This is a genomic window from Pseudomonas aegrilactucae, from assembly GCF_019168305.1.
GTDB lineage: Bacteria > Pseudomonadota > Gammaproteobacteria > Pseudomonadales > Pseudomonadaceae > Aquipseudomonas > Aquipseudomonas aegrilactucae.
The window spans coordinates 177,623-193,113 of sequence record NZ_JAHTBI010000010.1 but is presented as its reverse complement, the minus strand read 5'-3'; the positions used below and the strand labels follow the sequence as shown (position 1 = coordinate 193,113).

At 63.5% G+C, this 15,491-nt stretch carries 16 protein-coding genes and 1 pseudogene; 7 read left to right on the top strand and 10 right to left on the bottom strand.

The genetic code is table 11. The features are described from left to right. Window positions 1-56 precede the first annotated feature (56 nt). Window positions 57-1,055 carry an AraD1 family protein gene (gene araD1, locus KUO17_RS04075; protein WP_217973765.1) on the bottom strand — a complete coding sequence of 333 codons (999 nt, stop codon included), beginning with the start codon at window positions 1,053-1,055 and terminating at the stop codon, window positions 57-59. 114 nt (window positions 1,056-1,169) lie between these two features. On the opposite strand from araD1, the gene KUO17_RS04070 reads away from it, so the two are divergent. After that, complete coding sequence (locus KUO17_RS04070; RefSeq protein ID WP_217973763.1) at window positions 1,170-2,087, top strand: LysR family transcriptional regulator; 918 nt, start codon at window positions 1,170-1,172, stop codon at window positions 2,085-2,087. A 130-nt stretch (window positions 2,088-2,217) separates the two neighbouring features. Here KUO17_RS04070 and KUO17_RS04065 read toward each other — a convergent pair whose 3' ends face one another. Then, a complete protein-coding gene (locus KUO17_RS04065) occupies window positions 2,218-3,033 on the bottom strand; it encodes a gamma-glutamyl-gamma-aminobutyrate hydrolase family protein (RefSeq protein WP_217973762.1) in 816 nt (271 codons plus the stop codon). Window positions 3,034-3,401: 368 nt separating this feature from the next. Here KUO17_RS04065 and hpaR point away from each other — a divergent pair, with 368 nt between their 5' ends. After that, complete coding sequence (gene hpaR, locus KUO17_RS04060; protein WP_217973761.1) at window positions 3,402-3,824, top strand: homoprotocatechuate degradation operon regulator HpaR; 423 nt, start codon at window positions 3,402-3,404, stop codon at window positions 3,822-3,824. Window positions 3,825-3,878: 54 nt separating this feature from the next. On the opposite strand, the gene KUO17_RS04055 is transcribed toward hpaR, so the two are convergent. The 6 genes from KUO17_RS04055 to KUO17_RS04030 all read right to left on the bottom strand — a co-directional run bounded on the left by KUO17_RS04055 (window position 3,879) and on the right by KUO17_RS04030 (window position 9,145). Beyond that, the gene (locus KUO17_RS04055) at window positions 3,879-4,667 is read right to left on the bottom strand and encodes an amino acid ABC transporter ATP-binding protein (RefSeq protein WP_255263395.1); all 789 of its coding nucleotides are present in this window, start codon (window positions 4,665-4,667) and stop codon (window positions 3,879-3,881) included. A gap of 19 nt (window positions 4,668-4,686) precedes the next feature. Continuing rightward, window positions 4,687-5,928, bottom strand: coding sequence for an NAD(P)/FAD-dependent oxidoreductase (locus KUO17_RS04050; protein WP_217973759.1), 1,242 nt, complete (start codon window positions 5,926-5,928; stop codon window positions 4,687-4,689). A 23-nt stretch (window positions 5,929-5,951) separates the two neighbouring features. Then, window positions 5,952-6,662 (bottom strand): ABC transporter permease, encoded by a 711-nt coding sequence (locus KUO17_RS04045; RefSeq protein WP_217973758.1) that lies wholly within the window; start codon window positions 6,660-6,662, stop codon window positions 5,952-5,954. Beyond that, window positions 6,659-7,378: an ABC transporter permease gene (locus KUO17_RS04040; protein ID WP_217973757.1), complete on the bottom strand. Its 720-nt coding sequence runs from the start codon at window positions 7,376-7,378 to the stop codon at window positions 6,659-6,661. The genes KUO17_RS04045 and KUO17_RS04040 overlap by 4 nt, the downstream gene beginning before the upstream one ends. 109 nt (window positions 7,379-7,487) lie before the next feature. Then, a complete protein-coding gene (locus KUO17_RS04035; RefSeq protein ID WP_217973756.1) occupies window positions 7,488-8,246 on the bottom strand; it encodes a transporter substrate-binding domain-containing protein in 759 nt (252 codons plus the stop codon). 29 nt (window positions 8,247-8,275) lie between these two features. Continuing rightward, a complete protein-coding gene (locus tag KUO17_RS04030; protein ID WP_217973754.1) occupies window positions 8,276-9,145 on the bottom strand; it encodes a MurR/RpiR family transcriptional regulator in 870 nt (289 codons plus the stop codon). A 148-nt stretch (window positions 9,146-9,293) separates the two neighbouring features. Here KUO17_RS04030 and KUO17_RS04025 point away from each other — a divergent pair, with 148 nt between their 5' ends. After that, window positions 9,294-10,310: an Ldh family oxidoreductase gene (locus tag KUO17_RS04025; protein WP_217973752.1), complete on the top strand. Its 1,017-nt coding sequence runs from the start codon at window positions 9,294-9,296 to the stop codon at window positions 10,308-10,310. A gap of 54 nt (window positions 10,311-10,364) precedes the next feature. Here the strand turns inward: KUO17_RS04025 and KUO17_RS04020 are convergent, their stop codons facing one another. Then, window positions 10,365-10,817 (bottom strand): hypothetical protein, encoded by a 453-nt coding sequence (locus KUO17_RS04020; RefSeq protein WP_217973751.1) that lies wholly within the window; start codon window positions 10,815-10,817, stop codon window positions 10,365-10,367. 40 nt (window positions 10,818-10,857) lie between these two features. Continuing rightward, window positions 10,858-11,919, bottom strand: a complete 1,062-nt coding sequence (locus KUO17_RS04015; RefSeq protein ID WP_217973749.1) for a hypothetical protein — start codon at window positions 11,917-11,919, stop codon at window positions 10,858-10,860. Between the two features lie 228 nt (window positions 11,920-12,147). Between KUO17_RS04015 and KUO17_RS27075 the strand changes: the two genes are divergently transcribed. The 4 genes and pseudogenes from KUO17_RS27075 to KUO17_RS04000 all read left to right on the top strand — a co-directional run bounded on the left by KUO17_RS27075 (window position 12,148) and on the right by KUO17_RS04000 (window position 15,392). Next, on the top strand, window positions 12,148-12,423 hold the full coding sequence (locus KUO17_RS27075) for a response regulator transcription factor (protein WP_425274823.1): 276 nt from the start codon (window positions 12,148-12,150) through the stop codon (window positions 12,421-12,423). Further along, window positions 12,375-12,515, top strand: a pseudogene (locus KUO17_RS27070) (response regulator transcription factor); the annotation flags it as partial. The gene KUO17_RS27075 and the pseudogene KUO17_RS27070, both read left to right, overlap by 49 nt. A gap of 177 nt (window positions 12,516-12,692) precedes the next feature. Then, window positions 12,693-13,895 carry an amino acid aminotransferase gene (locus KUO17_RS04005; protein WP_341869582.1) on the top strand — a complete coding sequence of 401 codons (1,203 nt, stop codon included), beginning with the start codon at window positions 12,693-12,695 and terminating at the stop codon, window positions 13,893-13,895. Window positions 13,896-14,114: 219 nt separating this feature from the next. Beyond that, window positions 14,115-15,392 (top strand): serine/threonine transporter, encoded by a 1,278-nt coding sequence (locus KUO17_RS04000; RefSeq protein WP_217973745.1) that lies wholly within the window; start codon window positions 14,115-14,117, stop codon window positions 15,390-15,392. The last annotated feature ends 99 nt before the right edge of the window (window positions 15,393-15,491 follow it).

Genomic DNA, 15,491 nt, shown 5'->3' with positions numbered 1-15,491 from the left:
TCACTCTTATGGTTGTTATGAAATGCCGTGGCGATGCGCGAACGCGCGCCTGCGGTTCAGAGCGTTTTCACCTGGCCAGGTGAGATGGCCGAGGGCGTGACGGCAATGCCATTGCGCAGGGGGGCGCCAAATTCCGGCAGGCTGATCTCGAACACGTCACCCGGCATGGCCTTGACCTGATCGGCGAACGACAGGGTGGCGGTGCCGAAGAAGTGCACGTGCACGTCGCCCGGGCGCAGGAACTGGGCGTACTTGAAGTGGTGGTACTCAAGGTTTTCCAGGCTGTGGCACATGTTGTCTTCGCCGCTGAGGAACTCCTTTTCCCACAGCAGGTTATCACCGCGGTGTATGCGGCTGGTGCCGCCCAGGTGCGCGGGCAGGGCGCCGACCCGCAGCTCCGGGCCGTAGGAGCAGTTGCGCAGCTTGGAGTGGGCCAGGTACAGGTAGCTCTTGCGCTCCATCACATGGTCGGAGAACTCGTTGCCGATGGCAAAGCCCACCCGGTACGGCTGGCCGTCGTCGGCGATCACGTACAGGCCGGCCAGCTCCGGCTCTTCGCCGGCGTCCTCGGCAAACGCGGGCGTCTGGAACGGCTGGCCGGGGCGCACCACGATCGAGCCGTCACCCTTGTAGAACCACTCCGGCTGTGCGCCGGCAGTACCCGGCTGCGGGCGCCCGCCGTCGATGCCCCACTGGAACATGCGCGCGGTGTCGGTCAGGGCGGTGGCGTCGTCGATCTTCTGCTGGTGCATCTTGTCGCGGGTCGAGGCGCTGCCCAGGTGGGTCAGGCCGGTGCCGCTGATCAGGCAGTGGGCCGGGTCTTCGTGGTCCAGCGGCGGCAGTACGCGGCAGTCGGCCAGGGCCTGGGCATAGCTCAGCTCGGTGCTGTCCAGGCCGCGGGTGAGTACTTCGTCGCACAGGCTGCGGGCGCTGCGGATCGCCGCCAGGGCCAGCTCGCGCAGGTGGGTGGTGGTGCGCACGACCTGGATCAGGTCGCCTTCGATCACGCCGACGTGGCGCTGGCCAGCGGTGGTTTCAAATTGGATCAGACGCATGCTGACTCCTGCTTGTTCTTGTGGGGGAGGGCTGTTGTCCGACACTTTAAATTTGTGCGCCATTGCTGCCTAATGACAGCTACTGACCCCGTGATAACCAAAAGTAATCCCCCTATGCTGCCACCCCTTAGCACCATGGCTTCACGCTTGCGCCTGCGCCAACTGCGGCTGTTGATCAGCCTCGACGAGCTGGGCTCGATCCACAAGGCTGCCCAGGCGTTGTCGATTACCCAGCCGGGGGCGACCAAGGCCCTCAATGAAATCGAGTCGACACTGGGGGCGGTGCTGTTCGAGCGCACCAGCAAGGGCCTGCAGGCCAACGACCTGGGGCGCTGCGTGGTGCGTTACGCACGGCTGATCAATACCGACCTTGCGCATTTGCGTGAGGAGATGATCGGCATCCTGCAGGGGCATGGCGGGCGCCTGGCGGTGGGCTCGATCATGGGCGCGGTACCGATGCTGGTGGACGGCCTGGCGCGCTTGCGCGAGAGCCAGCCGGACCTGTCGGTGGCGATCGTCGAGGACACCAGTGACCGCTTGCTCAGCCTGCTGGATCAGGGGCGTCTGGATGTGGTGATCTGCCGTACCAGCGTCAGTCGGCGCCCGGCCGCGTATGTGAGCCGGGCCAAACATCAGGAGCAACTGGTACTGGTGGCCAATCCGCACCACCGCCGGGCGGGGGATGAGGGGCTGACGCTGGAGGATCTGGCAGGTTCGCGCTGGGTAGTGTTCCCGGTGAACATGCCGATGCGCTTGACGCTGGAGCGTGAATTTCGTGAGGCGGGTTTGAGCTTTCCGTTGTATCCCATTGAAACTTCGTCAACTTTTACCACGTTGAGCTTGTTGCTGCAGGACCCGGAACTGGTGGCGGTAATGCCGTGGGACTCGGCGAAGATTGCGCTTGAGCATGGGATGCTCGTGCAGTTGCCGTTGGTGTTGAACTCGCGCAGCGAGCCGTATGAGGTGGTGACGCGCAAGGATGTGGAGTTGAGCGTGCCGGCGCAGCTGCTGATCGAGGCGCTGGGCGTTTAAAACTTCCGGATATCGAGCTGTCCCCTTCGCTGGCAAGCCAGCTCCCACAGGGATCACCGCCACCCTGTGGGAGCTGGCTTGCCAGCGAAGAGGCCAGGCCAGTTACCACAGGGCAGTCATTGAGCAATGATCAGGCGGTAGAACCGACCTTCTTCGCTACCTGACCCTTGGCCACCTGCTTGCGGCAGGCCTCGCCGAAGGCCTGGAACATCTTCACCGAATCAGGATTCTTCGCCGCCTGCCATTCCGGGTGCCATTGCACCGCGAACAGGAACGGCGACAGGCCAGGGGCATGGATCGCTTCGACCAGGCCGTCTTCGGCGCGGGCCAGTGGCTCCAGCCCTTCGCCCAGGGTTTTCAGGCCCTGGCCATGCAGCGAGTTGACGCGGATCTCGTCGCTTTGCAGCAACCTCTGCAACCAGCTGCCCGGTTCAAGGCGCACGCTGTGTACCGCGCTGTACTGAACATCGACCGGGTCGTCGGGGTTCTCCCGATGGTCATTGAAGCCCGGCTCGGCATACACCTTCTGATAGATATCACCGCCCAGCGCCACGTTGATTTCCTGCATGCCGCGGCAGATGCCGAAGATCGGCAGGCCACGGGCAATTGCCAGCTGTACCAGCGGCAGGTCGAACAGGTCGCGGTCGCGGTCCTGGGCCTTGCCCGGGGTTTGGTTTTCCTGACCATAGAGGGCCGGGTCTATATTGCTGCCGGCCCCGGTCAGGTACACGCCATCGGCCATGTCCAGGTACTGCTCCAGGTCGTCGGTACCGCAGCAGGTCGGCACCAGCACGGGCACGCAGCCGGCATGCTCGACCAGGGGTTGGATGTATTTGTGGGTCATTACCTGATAGGCATGGCCCTTGCGTTCCTGTGCGCCCATGGACATCAGCACGACAGGTTTACGCAGGGTCTGATTCTTATTGCCAATGTTGCTGTTGGGCATATGTCACCTTGGGACAGGCTCGCCTGTCATTGTTGTGCAGGTGCATCGGGAACCGCTGACGCTGCCTGAGGTTTCGAGCACTGCCGAGAGCGCATGGAGGTCGCCTCCCGGTCGAAACCTGTGTCATAGCTTGCCAGAGCCGTTAAATATGTCAAACGGCTTTGCTTTGCATGAGCTGCATTTATTTACATTTATTCTAGATAATAATCCTAAGTAATTGATTTATAGGTTTTTGTTCCATTTGTTAGCGTGCTTTGTAGTTCGTTATATTTAACGTTCGGCGGTTTGTGCCGATGCGGGCGTTTTGACCTTGCGCAGTGCGGGGAGGGCTTTTAAGCTGCAAGGCTACCGTTGCCATAGCCTGAATCATGCCCACTCCAAGACCGTCCCTGACCCTCACCTTGCTCCAGGCCCGCGAAGCGGCCATGGCGTTCTTTCGGCCTTCGCTCAATGCCCATGGGCTGACCGAGCAGCAGTGGCGAGTGATCCGTATCCTGCGCCAGCAAGGCGAGCTGGAAAGCCACCAGCTCGCCGAGCAGGCCTGTATCCTCAAACCGAGCATGACTGGCGTGCTGGCACGCCTGGACCGCGATGGCCTGGTGCGGCGCAAGAAGTCGACTCAGGACGCGCGCCGGGTCTTCGTGGCGCTCACCGAGCAAGGCCAGCAGTGTTTCATCGACATGAGCGAAGATATGGAGGGCAACTATCAGCGCATCCTGGAACAGTTTGGCGAGCAGCGCCTGCAGCAGTTGCTGGGCTTGCTCAACGAGCTCAAGAACGTCAAACCCTGAGCCCGACCGCTTCGCCTGCACAGGCCCGTGTCGCTGACGAAGGGGCGTACTGCCTCAGTGCAGAATCTGCGCCAGGAACCCCTTGGCCCGTTCACTCTGCGGGTTGTTGAAGAACGCCTCGGGCGGCGCATCCTCGATGATCTGCCCGCCATCGAGAAACAGCACCCGCTCCGCCACCTGCCGTGCAAAGCCCATTTCATGGGTGACGCAGAGCATGGTCATGCCGGTATCGGCGAGCTTGACCAGCACATCCAGTACTTCGGCGACCATTTCCGGGTCCAGCGCCGAAGTGGGTTCGTCAAACAGCATGATTTTGGGCTTCATGCACAGCGCCCGCGCAATCGCCACCCGCTGCTGCTGACCGCCGGACAACTGGCTGGGGTATTTGCCCGCCTGGCTCTCGATGCCCACCTTGTTGAGGTAGAAGCGCGCCCGCGCCTCGGCGTCCTTGCGCGACAGGCCGCGCACGCTCATCGGTGCCAGGGTGCAGTTGTCCAGCACGCTCATGTGCGGGAACAGGTTGAAGTGCTGGAACACCATGCCGATTTCACTGCGCACCTCGGCGGCCTGGCGGGTGGTCAACGCCAGGTCGGTGTCATTGACCCGCAAGGTGCCTTTCTCGGCGATTTCCAGACGGTTGATGCAGCGGATCAAGGTCGACTTGCCCGAGCCGGACGGCCCGCATAGCACGATGCGCTCGCCTTCGCGCACGCTCAGGTCGACATCGCGCAGTACATGGAAATCCCCGTAGAACTTGTTCAACCCCTCGATGCTCACCACGACCTTGCGCGGGTCGGGTTGCGGGGCAGGGCGTGCAGCGGCAAGGCTCAGTGGTGCGGTCATGTTGTGGTTCTCCGCGATTTCAGTTGAAGCGGTCGGCGCGATAGGGCGCAGGGTCGGTGAAAGGTGTCTGGCCGGTGATCATCTCGGCCAGCAGGCGGCCGCTGACCGGGCCCAGCGTCAGGCCATGGTGGGCATGCCCGAAGTTGAACCACAGCCCTTTGTGGCGTGGCGCCGGGCCGATCACCGGGCGCATGTCGGGCAGGCACGGACGACGGCCCAGCCAGGGGGCATCGGGGGTGCGTTCGCCCAGCGGGAACAACTGGCGGGCAATGGCTTCGCAGCGCTGCAGCTGCACTTCGTTGGCGGCGGCGTCGCTGGCGGCAAACTCGATACCGGTGGTGAGACGGATCCCCTGCGCCATCGGCGCCAGCACGAAACCGCCTTGTACGTCGCACACCGAATGCCTGAGCATGGCATCGCCCTTGGGGTGGAAGTGCACGTGGTAGCCACGCTTGATTTCCAGCGGGATGTCGTAGCCCAGCGGGCGGAACACTTCGCTGGCCTGCGGGCCGAGTGCAATCACGGCCTCGTCGGCAGTGACCGGGCCCTGGCGCGTGTCGACCTGCCACTCGCCCGCCACCTGGCGCAGGCTGCGGGCATCACCGTGGATGAACTGCCCGCCGCGCTTGACGAACAGCGCCGCGTAGCCGCGGGTCAGGCCGCCGGGGTTGGTAACGGTCTTGGGGTCCAGCCAATGGATGCCGCCGACGGCATTGGTGCTCAGGTCCGGTTCGCGGGTATGCAACTGCTGCTTGTCGAGCAGCACGTATTGCAGGCCGTAGGGTTTGAGGGCTTCGGCGTCGGCCACGGCCTGCTCCAGCGCTTCGCGATTGCGGTACACCTCGATCCAGCCCTTGGCCTGCACCAGCGCCCCGAGTTCGGCGGCGTCGATCAGTGCATCGTGTTCTTCCACACAGCGCTGTACCAGCGGCAGCATCGCGCGGGTGGCCTCGGCCAGCGGCGCGGGGGCGGAGTTCTTCCAGTATTTGAGCAGCCACGGCGCGGCCTTGGGCAGGTAGCTTACGCTGTAGCGTACATCGGGCTGGCGGTTCAGGCCGTAGCGCAGCAGCTTGGACAGTTCACGCGGGAACGCATAGGGGATCACGCTGGAGCGCTCGATCAGCCCGGCGTTGCCGTGGCTGGTACCGCTGCCGGGTTCGTCGCGGTCGATCAGGATCACCTTGCGCCCGCGCGCTTGCAGGTGCAGGGCCGTTGAGACGCCGACGATACCGGCGCCCAGAACGATGGTTTGGCAATGCATGAAAAATCCTCAGCGGCTACGGTTCATCGTAAATGGCGGCCCAGACGGGCTTCTATGTGTTTGAGGCTGCGGCGCACGATCTCGACAATCAGCAGGTAGAGCACGGCGGCCCACAGGTAGATCTGGAAGTCGAAGCTGCGCGAGAACGCCAGCTTGGTCACGCCCATCAGGTCGTAGATGGTCACCAGCGAGGCGATGGCGCTGGCCTTGATCATCAGGATCAGTTCGTTGCCCAGCGGGCCGATGGCCACGATCAGCGATTGCGGCAGGATCACCTTGAAAAAGGTCGTCGAACGTTTCAGGCTCAGCGCCCTGGCCGCCTCGTATTGACCGGGCGCCACGGCCAGCAGGCTGCCGCGGAAAATTTCGGCCTGGTAGGCGGCGGTGTTCAGGGTGAAGGCCAGCAAGGTGCAGTACCAGGCGTCGCGGAAGAACCACCACAGCCCCACGTCCTGCCAGAACCCCTTGAACGACGCCAGCCCGTAGTACAGCAGGAACAGCTGTGCCAGCAACGGCGAGCCGCGGAAGAAGTAGATGTAGCCGGCGCTCAGGCGTTGCACCAGCACATTGCTGGACAGCCGCGCCAGGGCCAGCAGCAGGCCGAGCAGGGCACCCAGGGTGAAGGAAATCGCCACCAGCTTGCCGGTCACCAGCAGCCCGTCGATAAAGCGCGGGCCGTAGCGTTCCAGCAGGTCGGGGTCGAGCACCAGGGCCAGCAGTTGGTCGAGACTCATGCGCGTGCACTCCGCAGGTGGCGGCTGGTGTACCGCTCGATGTAGGCGAAGACCCGGCCCGACAGCGCCGAGAACAGCAGGTAGCCCAGGCAGGCGACGCCGTAGAAGAACAATGGCTCCTTGGTCACGCTGACGGCCAGGTTGGTCTGGCGCATCAGGTCGACCAGCGAGATGGTCGACACCAGCGAGGTGTCCTTGAGCAGCGACAGCCAGTTGTTCGACAGCCCCGGCAGGGCGATGCGCACCAGTTGCGGGAACACCACCTTGCGAAACGTGGTGGCCTTGCTCAGGCCCAGCGCGGCGCTGGCTTCATACTGGCCCTTGGGAATGGTCTTGAACGCGCCCAGCCAGATCTCGCTGGAAAACGCGGCGAACACCAGGCTGAAGGCGATCATGGCGGCCAGGAAGGTATTGATCATTACCTCGCCTTCGTAACCCATGGCGGCGAGGATCTTCTGCGCGGCGATCTGGCAGCCGTAATAGATGATCAGTAGCGTGAGCAGTTCGGGCAGGCCGCGGAACACCGTGGAGAACACAGTGGCCCAGGCCCGCGGGAAACGTTTTTTCGAGCGTGCGGCGAGCGCCACGCCCAGGCCCAGCGGCAGGCCGATGGGCAGGCAGGCCAGCGCCAGGGAAATGGTCACCAGGGCGCCGGCCAGCAGGGCCTGGCCCCAGCCGCCGCTGGCGAAGGATAGCAGGGAAAGTTGTTCGATCATGCGCGAACCCTCGGCAAGACAACAGGGCCTCTTCGCCGGCAAACCGGCTCCCACAGGGTTGCGCCGAACACAAAACCCTGTGGGAGCTGGCTTGCCAGCGAATGCGGTCTTACTGGTAGATATCGAAGTCGAAGTACTGGGCCGCGATCTTCTGGTAAGTACCGTTGGCGACGATCTCGTCCAGGGCCTTGTTCAGGCGCTCACGCAGCGCATCGTCTTCCTTGCGCACGGCAATCGAGGCGTCGGCGGTGGTGCCCTTGACGTCACCGAGGATCTTGCAGCAGTCCTTGCCCGACTTGCCCAGCCACTCCAGCAACGGGAACTTGTCGGCAATCACCCCGTCCAGGCGCCCGGCCGCGAGGTCGGCGTTGGCCTCGTCCAGCGTGGGGTACAGCTTGACGTCGGCGCCGGCCTTGCCATACACGTCCTCGGCATAGATCGCCTGGGTCGAGGACGACTGCGCGCCCACGGTATAGCCCTTGAAGTCGGTCTGCGCGTCGGTGATCTCGCTGTCCTTGGCCACCGCCACCGACAAGGGGGTCTTGTAGTAGTGGTTGGTGAAGGCGATCTTCTTGCGGCGCTCTTCGGTGTTGATCATCGAGGCCACCACCGCGTCGTACTTCTTGGCCATCAGGGCGGGAATGATGCCTTCCCAGTCCTGCGCCACCACGCTGCACTCGACCTTCATCTGCGCGCACAGGGCCTTGGCGATGTCCACGTCGAAGCCGTGCAGCTGGTTTTTCGAGTCGACGTAGTTGAACGGCGGGTAGGCGCCTTCGGTGGCGATCTTCAGGGTTTCGGCCTGGGCCGAGGTGATGCCGGCGAACAGCAGGGCGCAGGCGCCTGCAAAGCGAAGGACGGGTTTCATGAAACACCTCGTGGTTGATTGCACTCTTGCTATTGTTTGCTCGTTGACGTGTAGCCAACGAATTCGTTGTGTAGAGCGGCAGTTGCGTCCAAGCGTTTTTCAACATCCGGCCCGAGCTTCTTGCAGACCTCGTTGACCATCAGGTGCCCCCACGACAGCATCGTCGCGGTGGACTCCCAGAACAGATTGAATTCGGTGGGGATACGAAACACCTCGTCGGCGTTGGCATCGGCCCAGTCACAGAAGGTGTCGGTCACCAGCGTGACCGGGATCCCGGCTTCACGCGCCTTGCGGCACAGCAGCAGGGCGTGGCGCGAGTAGCGCCGGGCCTCGAACACCACCAGCGCGCAGTCGTGCGGTGCGCTGAGCAGCACTTCGCCAAAGTGCCCGGCACTGCCGTCGACCACCTGCACACCATCGCGCAGGTACTGCAGCAGGTGCGCCATGCACTGGGCAATGCCGCGTTCGGTCTGAAAACCGGCGACGAACACGCGGCGGCGTTCAGCCAGGCGTCGGGCCACGGTGTGCCAGGCATCGGTGCGGCTGTATTCGTAGACGCGCACCAGCGCGGCCACTTCCAGCTCCAGGCTGCGTGCGCGCTCGGCTTCTTCCTTGCCTTGCTGCTGGCGGAACTCCTGCAGCCGGTCGCCCACCAGCCAGGGGCCATCGCCCAGGTCGTCCTTGAGGTCGTGCTTGAGGGCCTTGAGGTGTTCGTAGCCAAGGGAGCGGCAGAAGCGCCCGACACTCGACTCGCTCACGCCGATCTTTGCCGCCAGCGACGCGGACGTCTCGAACGGCAGGTCGGTGAAATGCGCAAGCATGTAGGTGGCGATCTTGCGACCCGAGGCGGCTGCATGCTGCAGGCTGTGTTCCAGGCGTTGCTTGATCGGTTGGCTCACGAACGATTCTCGATGACGGCTGTGCTGGGAATAGAAAATGAATGTTTTCTGTCATCAAGTCAAGATTTGACAGTTATCTGTCATTCATAGGAAAGTTCTGCGATTGCTGATCGCTGTCCGCATTTCAATTTCAACAAGGGAGCTTCAGATGTCTGCACCTGTTCACCACATCCCCCAGGCTGAACTCGAGCTGTTGCTGCAGCGGATTTTCGTGCGCCATGGCACCAGTGAAACGGTGGCCTGCACCTTGGCGGCCAACTGCGCCAGCGCCCAGCGCGACGGCGCGCACAGCCACGGGGTGTTCCGCATGCCGGCCTATGTGTCGACCCTGGCCAGCGGCTGGGTCGATGGCAAGGCAGTGCCCCAGGTGCAGGACATTGCCAGCGGCTATGTCAGCGTCGATGCCAACGGCGGCTTTGCCCAGCCAGCGCTGGCCGCAGCCCGCGCGCTGCTGGTAGAGAAGGCGCGCAGCGCCGGGGTCGCGGTGCTGGCGATTCACAACTCGCACCATTTCGCCGCCTTGTGGCCCGATGTCGAACCCTTCGCCGAAGAGGGGCTGGTGGCCCTGAGCGTGGTCAACAGCATGACGTGCGTGGTGCCGCACGGGGCGCGCAAGCCATTGTTCGGCACCAACCCGATCGCCTTCGCAGCGCCCTGTGCCGGGCATGCACCGATCGTGTTCGACATGGCCACCAGTGCCATTGCCCATGGTGATGTGCAGATTGCTGCGGGCAAGGGCGAGCAACTGCCCGAAGGGATGGGTGTGGACAGGGAAGGGCAGCCGACCTGCGATCCGCAGGCGATTCTCGAGGGCGGCGCACTGCTGCCGTTTGGCGGGCACAAGGGCTCGGCACTGTCGATGATGGTCGAGCTGCTGGCAGCGGCACTTACCGGTGGCAACTTTTCGTTCGAGTTCGACTGGTCGCAGCACCCGGGGGCGAAGACGCCGTGGACCGGGCAATTGATCATCCTGATCGACCCGAGCAAGGCCCAGGGCAACCGCTTTGCCGAGCGCAGCCGCGAGCTGGTGGAGCAGATGCAGGCGGTGGGGTTGAACCGGATGCCAGGTGAGCGGCGTTACCGGGAGCGTGAGGCGTCGGCGCGCGATGGGGTGAGCGTGACGGTGGACGAGTTCGAGCGGCTGCAGGCGTTGGCAGGGGACTGACGCAGGGCCTCACCGCCGAGGGTGTCGGCGATGAGGTGTCCAGCTTTTTACGCGTTAGACGGGATAGTCAACCCTCGTCAGGCTGTCATTGTCGGGGCCGCTGAACTCACTGCAGTGGCCCGCTGCATTGCCGTCGTATCTGAACCCTGAGGCGTTGTCGTAGAGCTCGAACTTCTTTTCCTTGTTCATCGTCACGATGTAGGGAATGCGGATTTCGAACGGCACATCCTCCTGGTTGGGCGAGCATGTACCGAGCTGGGCACAGAGCTGATCCAGTGTCTGAATCGTCATGTACATCACGGTGTCGGGGTTCCCGTCAGGCCGAGGGTGTCGCGCTTGCAGCAGTGCTTTTGCCTGCTGCAATACCTTGTCATCCGGGATTGCCTGGTCCAGGCCTTGGGTACTCACGGTGGCGCGCTCGATGAGGCGGCTGTAACGGTCATTGTGCTGGCGCGGACCAATGATGCGAATGTGCGTGGCCGCGAAGTCGGGGGTAATGTTGCACATGGTGTATTCCTCGTTCTGAACAGGTTGATTGCGCGTGGCGTCAGTGCTGCAGGTCTTTGGCCGACGTCTTGCCAGGCCACACCCCGTTCATCTGAATCTCGCGACTGCCGGTCAGCCACTGGCCCAGCGGGCTTGGCCAGCTGAAGCTGTAGTTGTCGCTGTTGATCATCCCCTTGAACTTCACCTGGGCATTGATGTTGGTGGCGTTGAGCGGGATGTTCCCGACCGTCTTGGACAGGCCGCCGCTGAGCGAAAACTGCTGGCTTTTCTTGCCCGTGGGGGTGTCGTAGTCGAGCGTGATGTTGGTGATATAGGTGCAACCGGGCTTGTTGTTGAACAGGATCTGCAGCCCGCCCAGGCGCGTGATCCAGTTGGGGATCAGCAGCTCGCCATCGAACGAGGCGAAGGTGTAGGCGATGGGGATCGGTTGGGCAGGCAGGCTGTTGGCCTTGTCCGGCCACAGGTGCTGGTCGACGCTCTTGGTCTGGTTGGTCGACACGTACGAGCCCTTGGCGTCGGCACTGGCCAGCAGGTCCTGCACGCCGCCCACGGAGCCTGTCACCGAGAACGACGAGCTGTTGTCCTGCGAGCCCACGTTCAGGCCGCTGGTGGCGTAGATCACGCTGGTCACCACGCCAAAGCCCTGGGCGATGCCGCTGCTGGACCCCATGCTGACGCGGCTGGCCTGGTCCTTGAGCCAGGCCAGAGTGTCGGGCCGGGTCAGCACGGTGAGGTCGGCCAGATACGCCTCCGAGGCGATACCGAACTCCGAGGCGATCGAACCGGTGGAGGCGAAATCCCACTTCACTTCGGTGCCGGCGGTGATCTTGGTGCCGGTCTCCGGGTCGGTGGCCGAACCGTCCAGTGCCACGCTGCTCTGGCTGCGCTTCACATTGCTTGAGGAGAGTTTCCATTGGTTGGGCGCATTGCGGGTGCTGACGGTAAGGCCCGGTGCCTGCTCCTGGACCAGGGTGAAGTCGCCGTTATCGGGCGACACGAAGCCTACGCTGCCGACCTTGAGCTTCTGGTCCAGGGTCCAGTTGCCCCAGTAGGCGGCGCGGCCGGTGCGGATCAGATCGGTGAACGAGCGGTTCCAGTTCATGATGTGTATTCCTTTTCCATTGAGGGTTCGAATCGACCGAACTGCGACTCGCAACGACATTCCCTGCCGTCGACCACCGGGTGAACTACGTCGGCAGTTGAATCATCGGGCCGGTGTCGGTGCAGGAACATTCGGCAAATGCGGTAGGCACAAGGGGGGCGGGCTTGGCTTTACAGGGGAGGGCGCAACTCCTAGGCTTCGCCAAGGCCACCAGTTCAGGGACGGAACATGCGATTGAGCCACCAGGAAACGGTGGTGTTGTCGTTGGTTGTACGTGGATTGACCGATCGGGAAGTCGCCCAGCAGTTGTCCATCGCTTTTTCTACGGCGCGCAAGCACCGCGAAAATTTGCTTCGCAAACTCGAGGTCGGCAAAGCCAGTGCGCTGGTGGCGATCTTCCTGTGCCTGGGCACAGCCCTCACCTGCAGGCCAGTCAGGGGCAGTCGGCGGCGCCGTTGTCAGCACGCGAACAGCACGTGCTGGGCTGCCTGGCGCAGGGGCTGAGCGACAAGCAGCTGGCCCGGGTGTTGGGTATCAGTGACCAGACAGCGCGCACGCATCGGCGCAATATGCTCGGCAAGACCGCCACGCCGAATGTGTGCGCACTGTTGTACCTGGCATTCACCGAAGGCTGGCTGGCATGGCCGGCCAGTGCACCGGGCGTGCAGGACTGCACGGATCAGTTGCACCAGAGGTCATGTTCCTTCGGCGCGGCTACAGGTATCCTCGACACAGTCCTTTACGATTTGCCCAGACCCAAGGAGCTGCACGCTGTGTTCAAACATGTCGATGCCTATGCCGGCGACCCGATTCTCTCCCTGATGGAGACCTTCAAGGCCGACCCGCGCGCCAACAAGGTCAACCTGAGTATCGGCCTGTATTACGACGCCGACGGCGTGGTGCCGCAGCTGGCGGCGGTAGGCGAGGCAGAAAAGCGCCTGGCCGACCAACCCCATGAAGCCTCGCTGTACCTGCCGATGGAAGGCCTGGGCAGCTACCGTCAAGCCATCCAGACCCTGCTGTTCGGTGCCGGGCATCCGGCGCTGAACGAGGGGCGTGTTGCCACCGTGCAGACGGTCGGCGGCTCGGGCGCGCTCAAGGTCGGCGCCGACTTCCTCAAGCGCTACTTTGCTGATTCGCAAGTGTGGGTCAGCGACCCGACCTGGGACAACCACCGCGCGATCTTTGAAGGCGCAGGCTTCAAGGTCAACACCTACCCGTACTTCGACGCCGCCACCCGTGGCGTCAACTTCGACGGCATGCTGGCCACCCTGCAGACCCTGCCGGCCAACAGCATCGTGCTGCTGCACCCGTGCTGCCACAACCCAACCGGTGTCGACCTGAGCCAGGCGCAGTGGCAACAGGTGATCGAGGTGGTCAAGGCGCGCGAGTTGATCCCGTTCCTCGACATCGCCTACCAGGGCTTTGGCGAAGGCCTGGCCGAAGACGCCTATGCCATTCGCGAGTTCGCCCGTGCCGGCGTGCCGAGCCTGGTGAGCAACTCGTTCTCCAAGATCTTCTCGCTGTACGGCGAGCGGGTGGGTGGGTTGTCGGTGGTCAGTGACGACAGCGTCAGTGCGCAGAGCGTGCTTGGTCAGCTCAAGGCCACCGTGCGTCGCAACTATTCGAGCCCGCCGAACTTCGGCGCCCAGCTGGTGGCGACGGTGCTCGGCGATGCGGGCCTGAACGCGCAGTGGCAGGCCGAGGTGCACACCATGCGCCTGCGTATCCTGGACATGCGCCAGGCGCTGGTGGATGCACTGGCGGTGTTGCTGCCGGGGCAGAACTTCGACTTCTTCCTCAGCCAGCGCGGCATGTTCAGCTACACCGGTTTCAGCGTGGAGCAGGTGCGTCGCTTGCGTGACGAGTTTGGTGTGTACCTGATCGACAGCGGCCGCGTGTGCATGTCGGGCGTGCGCCCGGACAACCTCAAGCAGGTGGCCGAGGCGTTTGCGGCGGTGCACCAGACCGCGTAACGGCTGTTCGCCCGCAAGGCTGGCTCCTACGGGCCCTGTAGGAGCCAGCCTTGCCGGTCAAGTGTTTGTTCGATAGGTGCAACCACTCCTCGGCAAGGGCTTTGCAAGTGCAACCAAAGCGCGCACAATCGCGCCCCTCTTTTACAGCTGGGGTGCGCTGATGCGTCTGTTCCGCCACTCCCAGCGCTGTTGCAGTCTTGCGTGTGGAGTTGCACCCGGATGAATGAGCAGGCCCCGAGCGTTGAGCAACGCTTTGAATCGACCCCAGCCGCCCTCGGCAGCTGGGCCCGTCAGGACACCACCTGGATGCTGGGCCTGTTCGGCACAGCCATCGGCGCCGGAACCCTGTTCCTGCCGATCAATGCCGGCCTCGGCGGCTTCTGGCCGCTGCTGATCCTGGCGCTGCTGGCGTTCCCCATGACCTACTATGCGCACCGTGGCCTGACCCGCTTCGTGCTCTCCGGGCGCGACGGCGCCGACATCACCGACGTGGTCGAGGAGCATTTCGGCCTCACCGCCGGTGCCTGCATCACCTTGCTGTACTTCCTCGCCATCTTCCCGATCCTGCTGATCTACAGCGTGGCGCTGACCAACACGGTCGGCAGCTTCATGGAGCACCAGTTGCACATCGCGCCGCCACCGCGCATCGTGCTGTCGTTCGTGCTGATCCTGGGCCTGCTGGCCATCGTGCGCTGCGGCGAGCAGGCCACTGTCAAGGTCATGAGCCTGCTGGTGTACCCGTTCATCGTGGCCCTGGCGTTCCTGGCGGTGTTCCTGATCCCGCACTGGAACGGCGGCATCCTGGCCACCGCCACCCAATTGCCATCGGGTTCGGCGTTCCTGCACACCCTGTGGCTGGCGATCCCGGTGATGGTGTTCTCGTTCAACCACTCGCCGATCATCTCGGCGTTCGCGGTGGACCAGAAGCGTCGCTACGGTGAGCACGCCGACGAGCGCAGCGGGCAGATCCTGTCGCGTGCCCACCTGCTGATGGTGGCCATGGTGATGTTCTTCGTGTTCAGCTGCGTGCTCACCCTGAGCCCGGCACAACTGGCCGAAGCCAAGGCGCAGAACCTGTCGATCCTGTCATACCTGGCCAACCACTTCAGCAACCCGACCATCGAGTTCGCCGCGCCGCTGATTGCCTTCATCGCGATTGCCAAGTCGTTCCTGGGCCATTACATCGGTGCCAGCGAGGGCCTCAAGGGGCTGGTGCTCAAAACCGGCAAGCGCCCGGGCGCCAAAACCCTGGATCGTCTCACTGCCGCGTTCATGCTGGTGATCTGCTGGGTGGTGGCCACGCTCAACCCGAGCATCCTGAGCATGATCGAGTCGTTTGGCGGGCCGGTGATCGCCGCGATCCTGTTCCTGATGCCGATGTACGCCATCCGCAAGGTACCGGCAATGCGCAAGTACAGCGGCGCTATGTCCAACGTGTTCGTGGTCGCGGTCGGCCTGGTGGCCATCAGCGCCATCGTCTACTCGCTGGCCGGCTGACCCTCGGGCCGGGCAGGGGCCCACACCCTTGCCCGGCCGTTGTCCACAAAAGTTGTCTGGCAATTCAACAATTTATCGCTGCCCCCATAGGTGGATGGG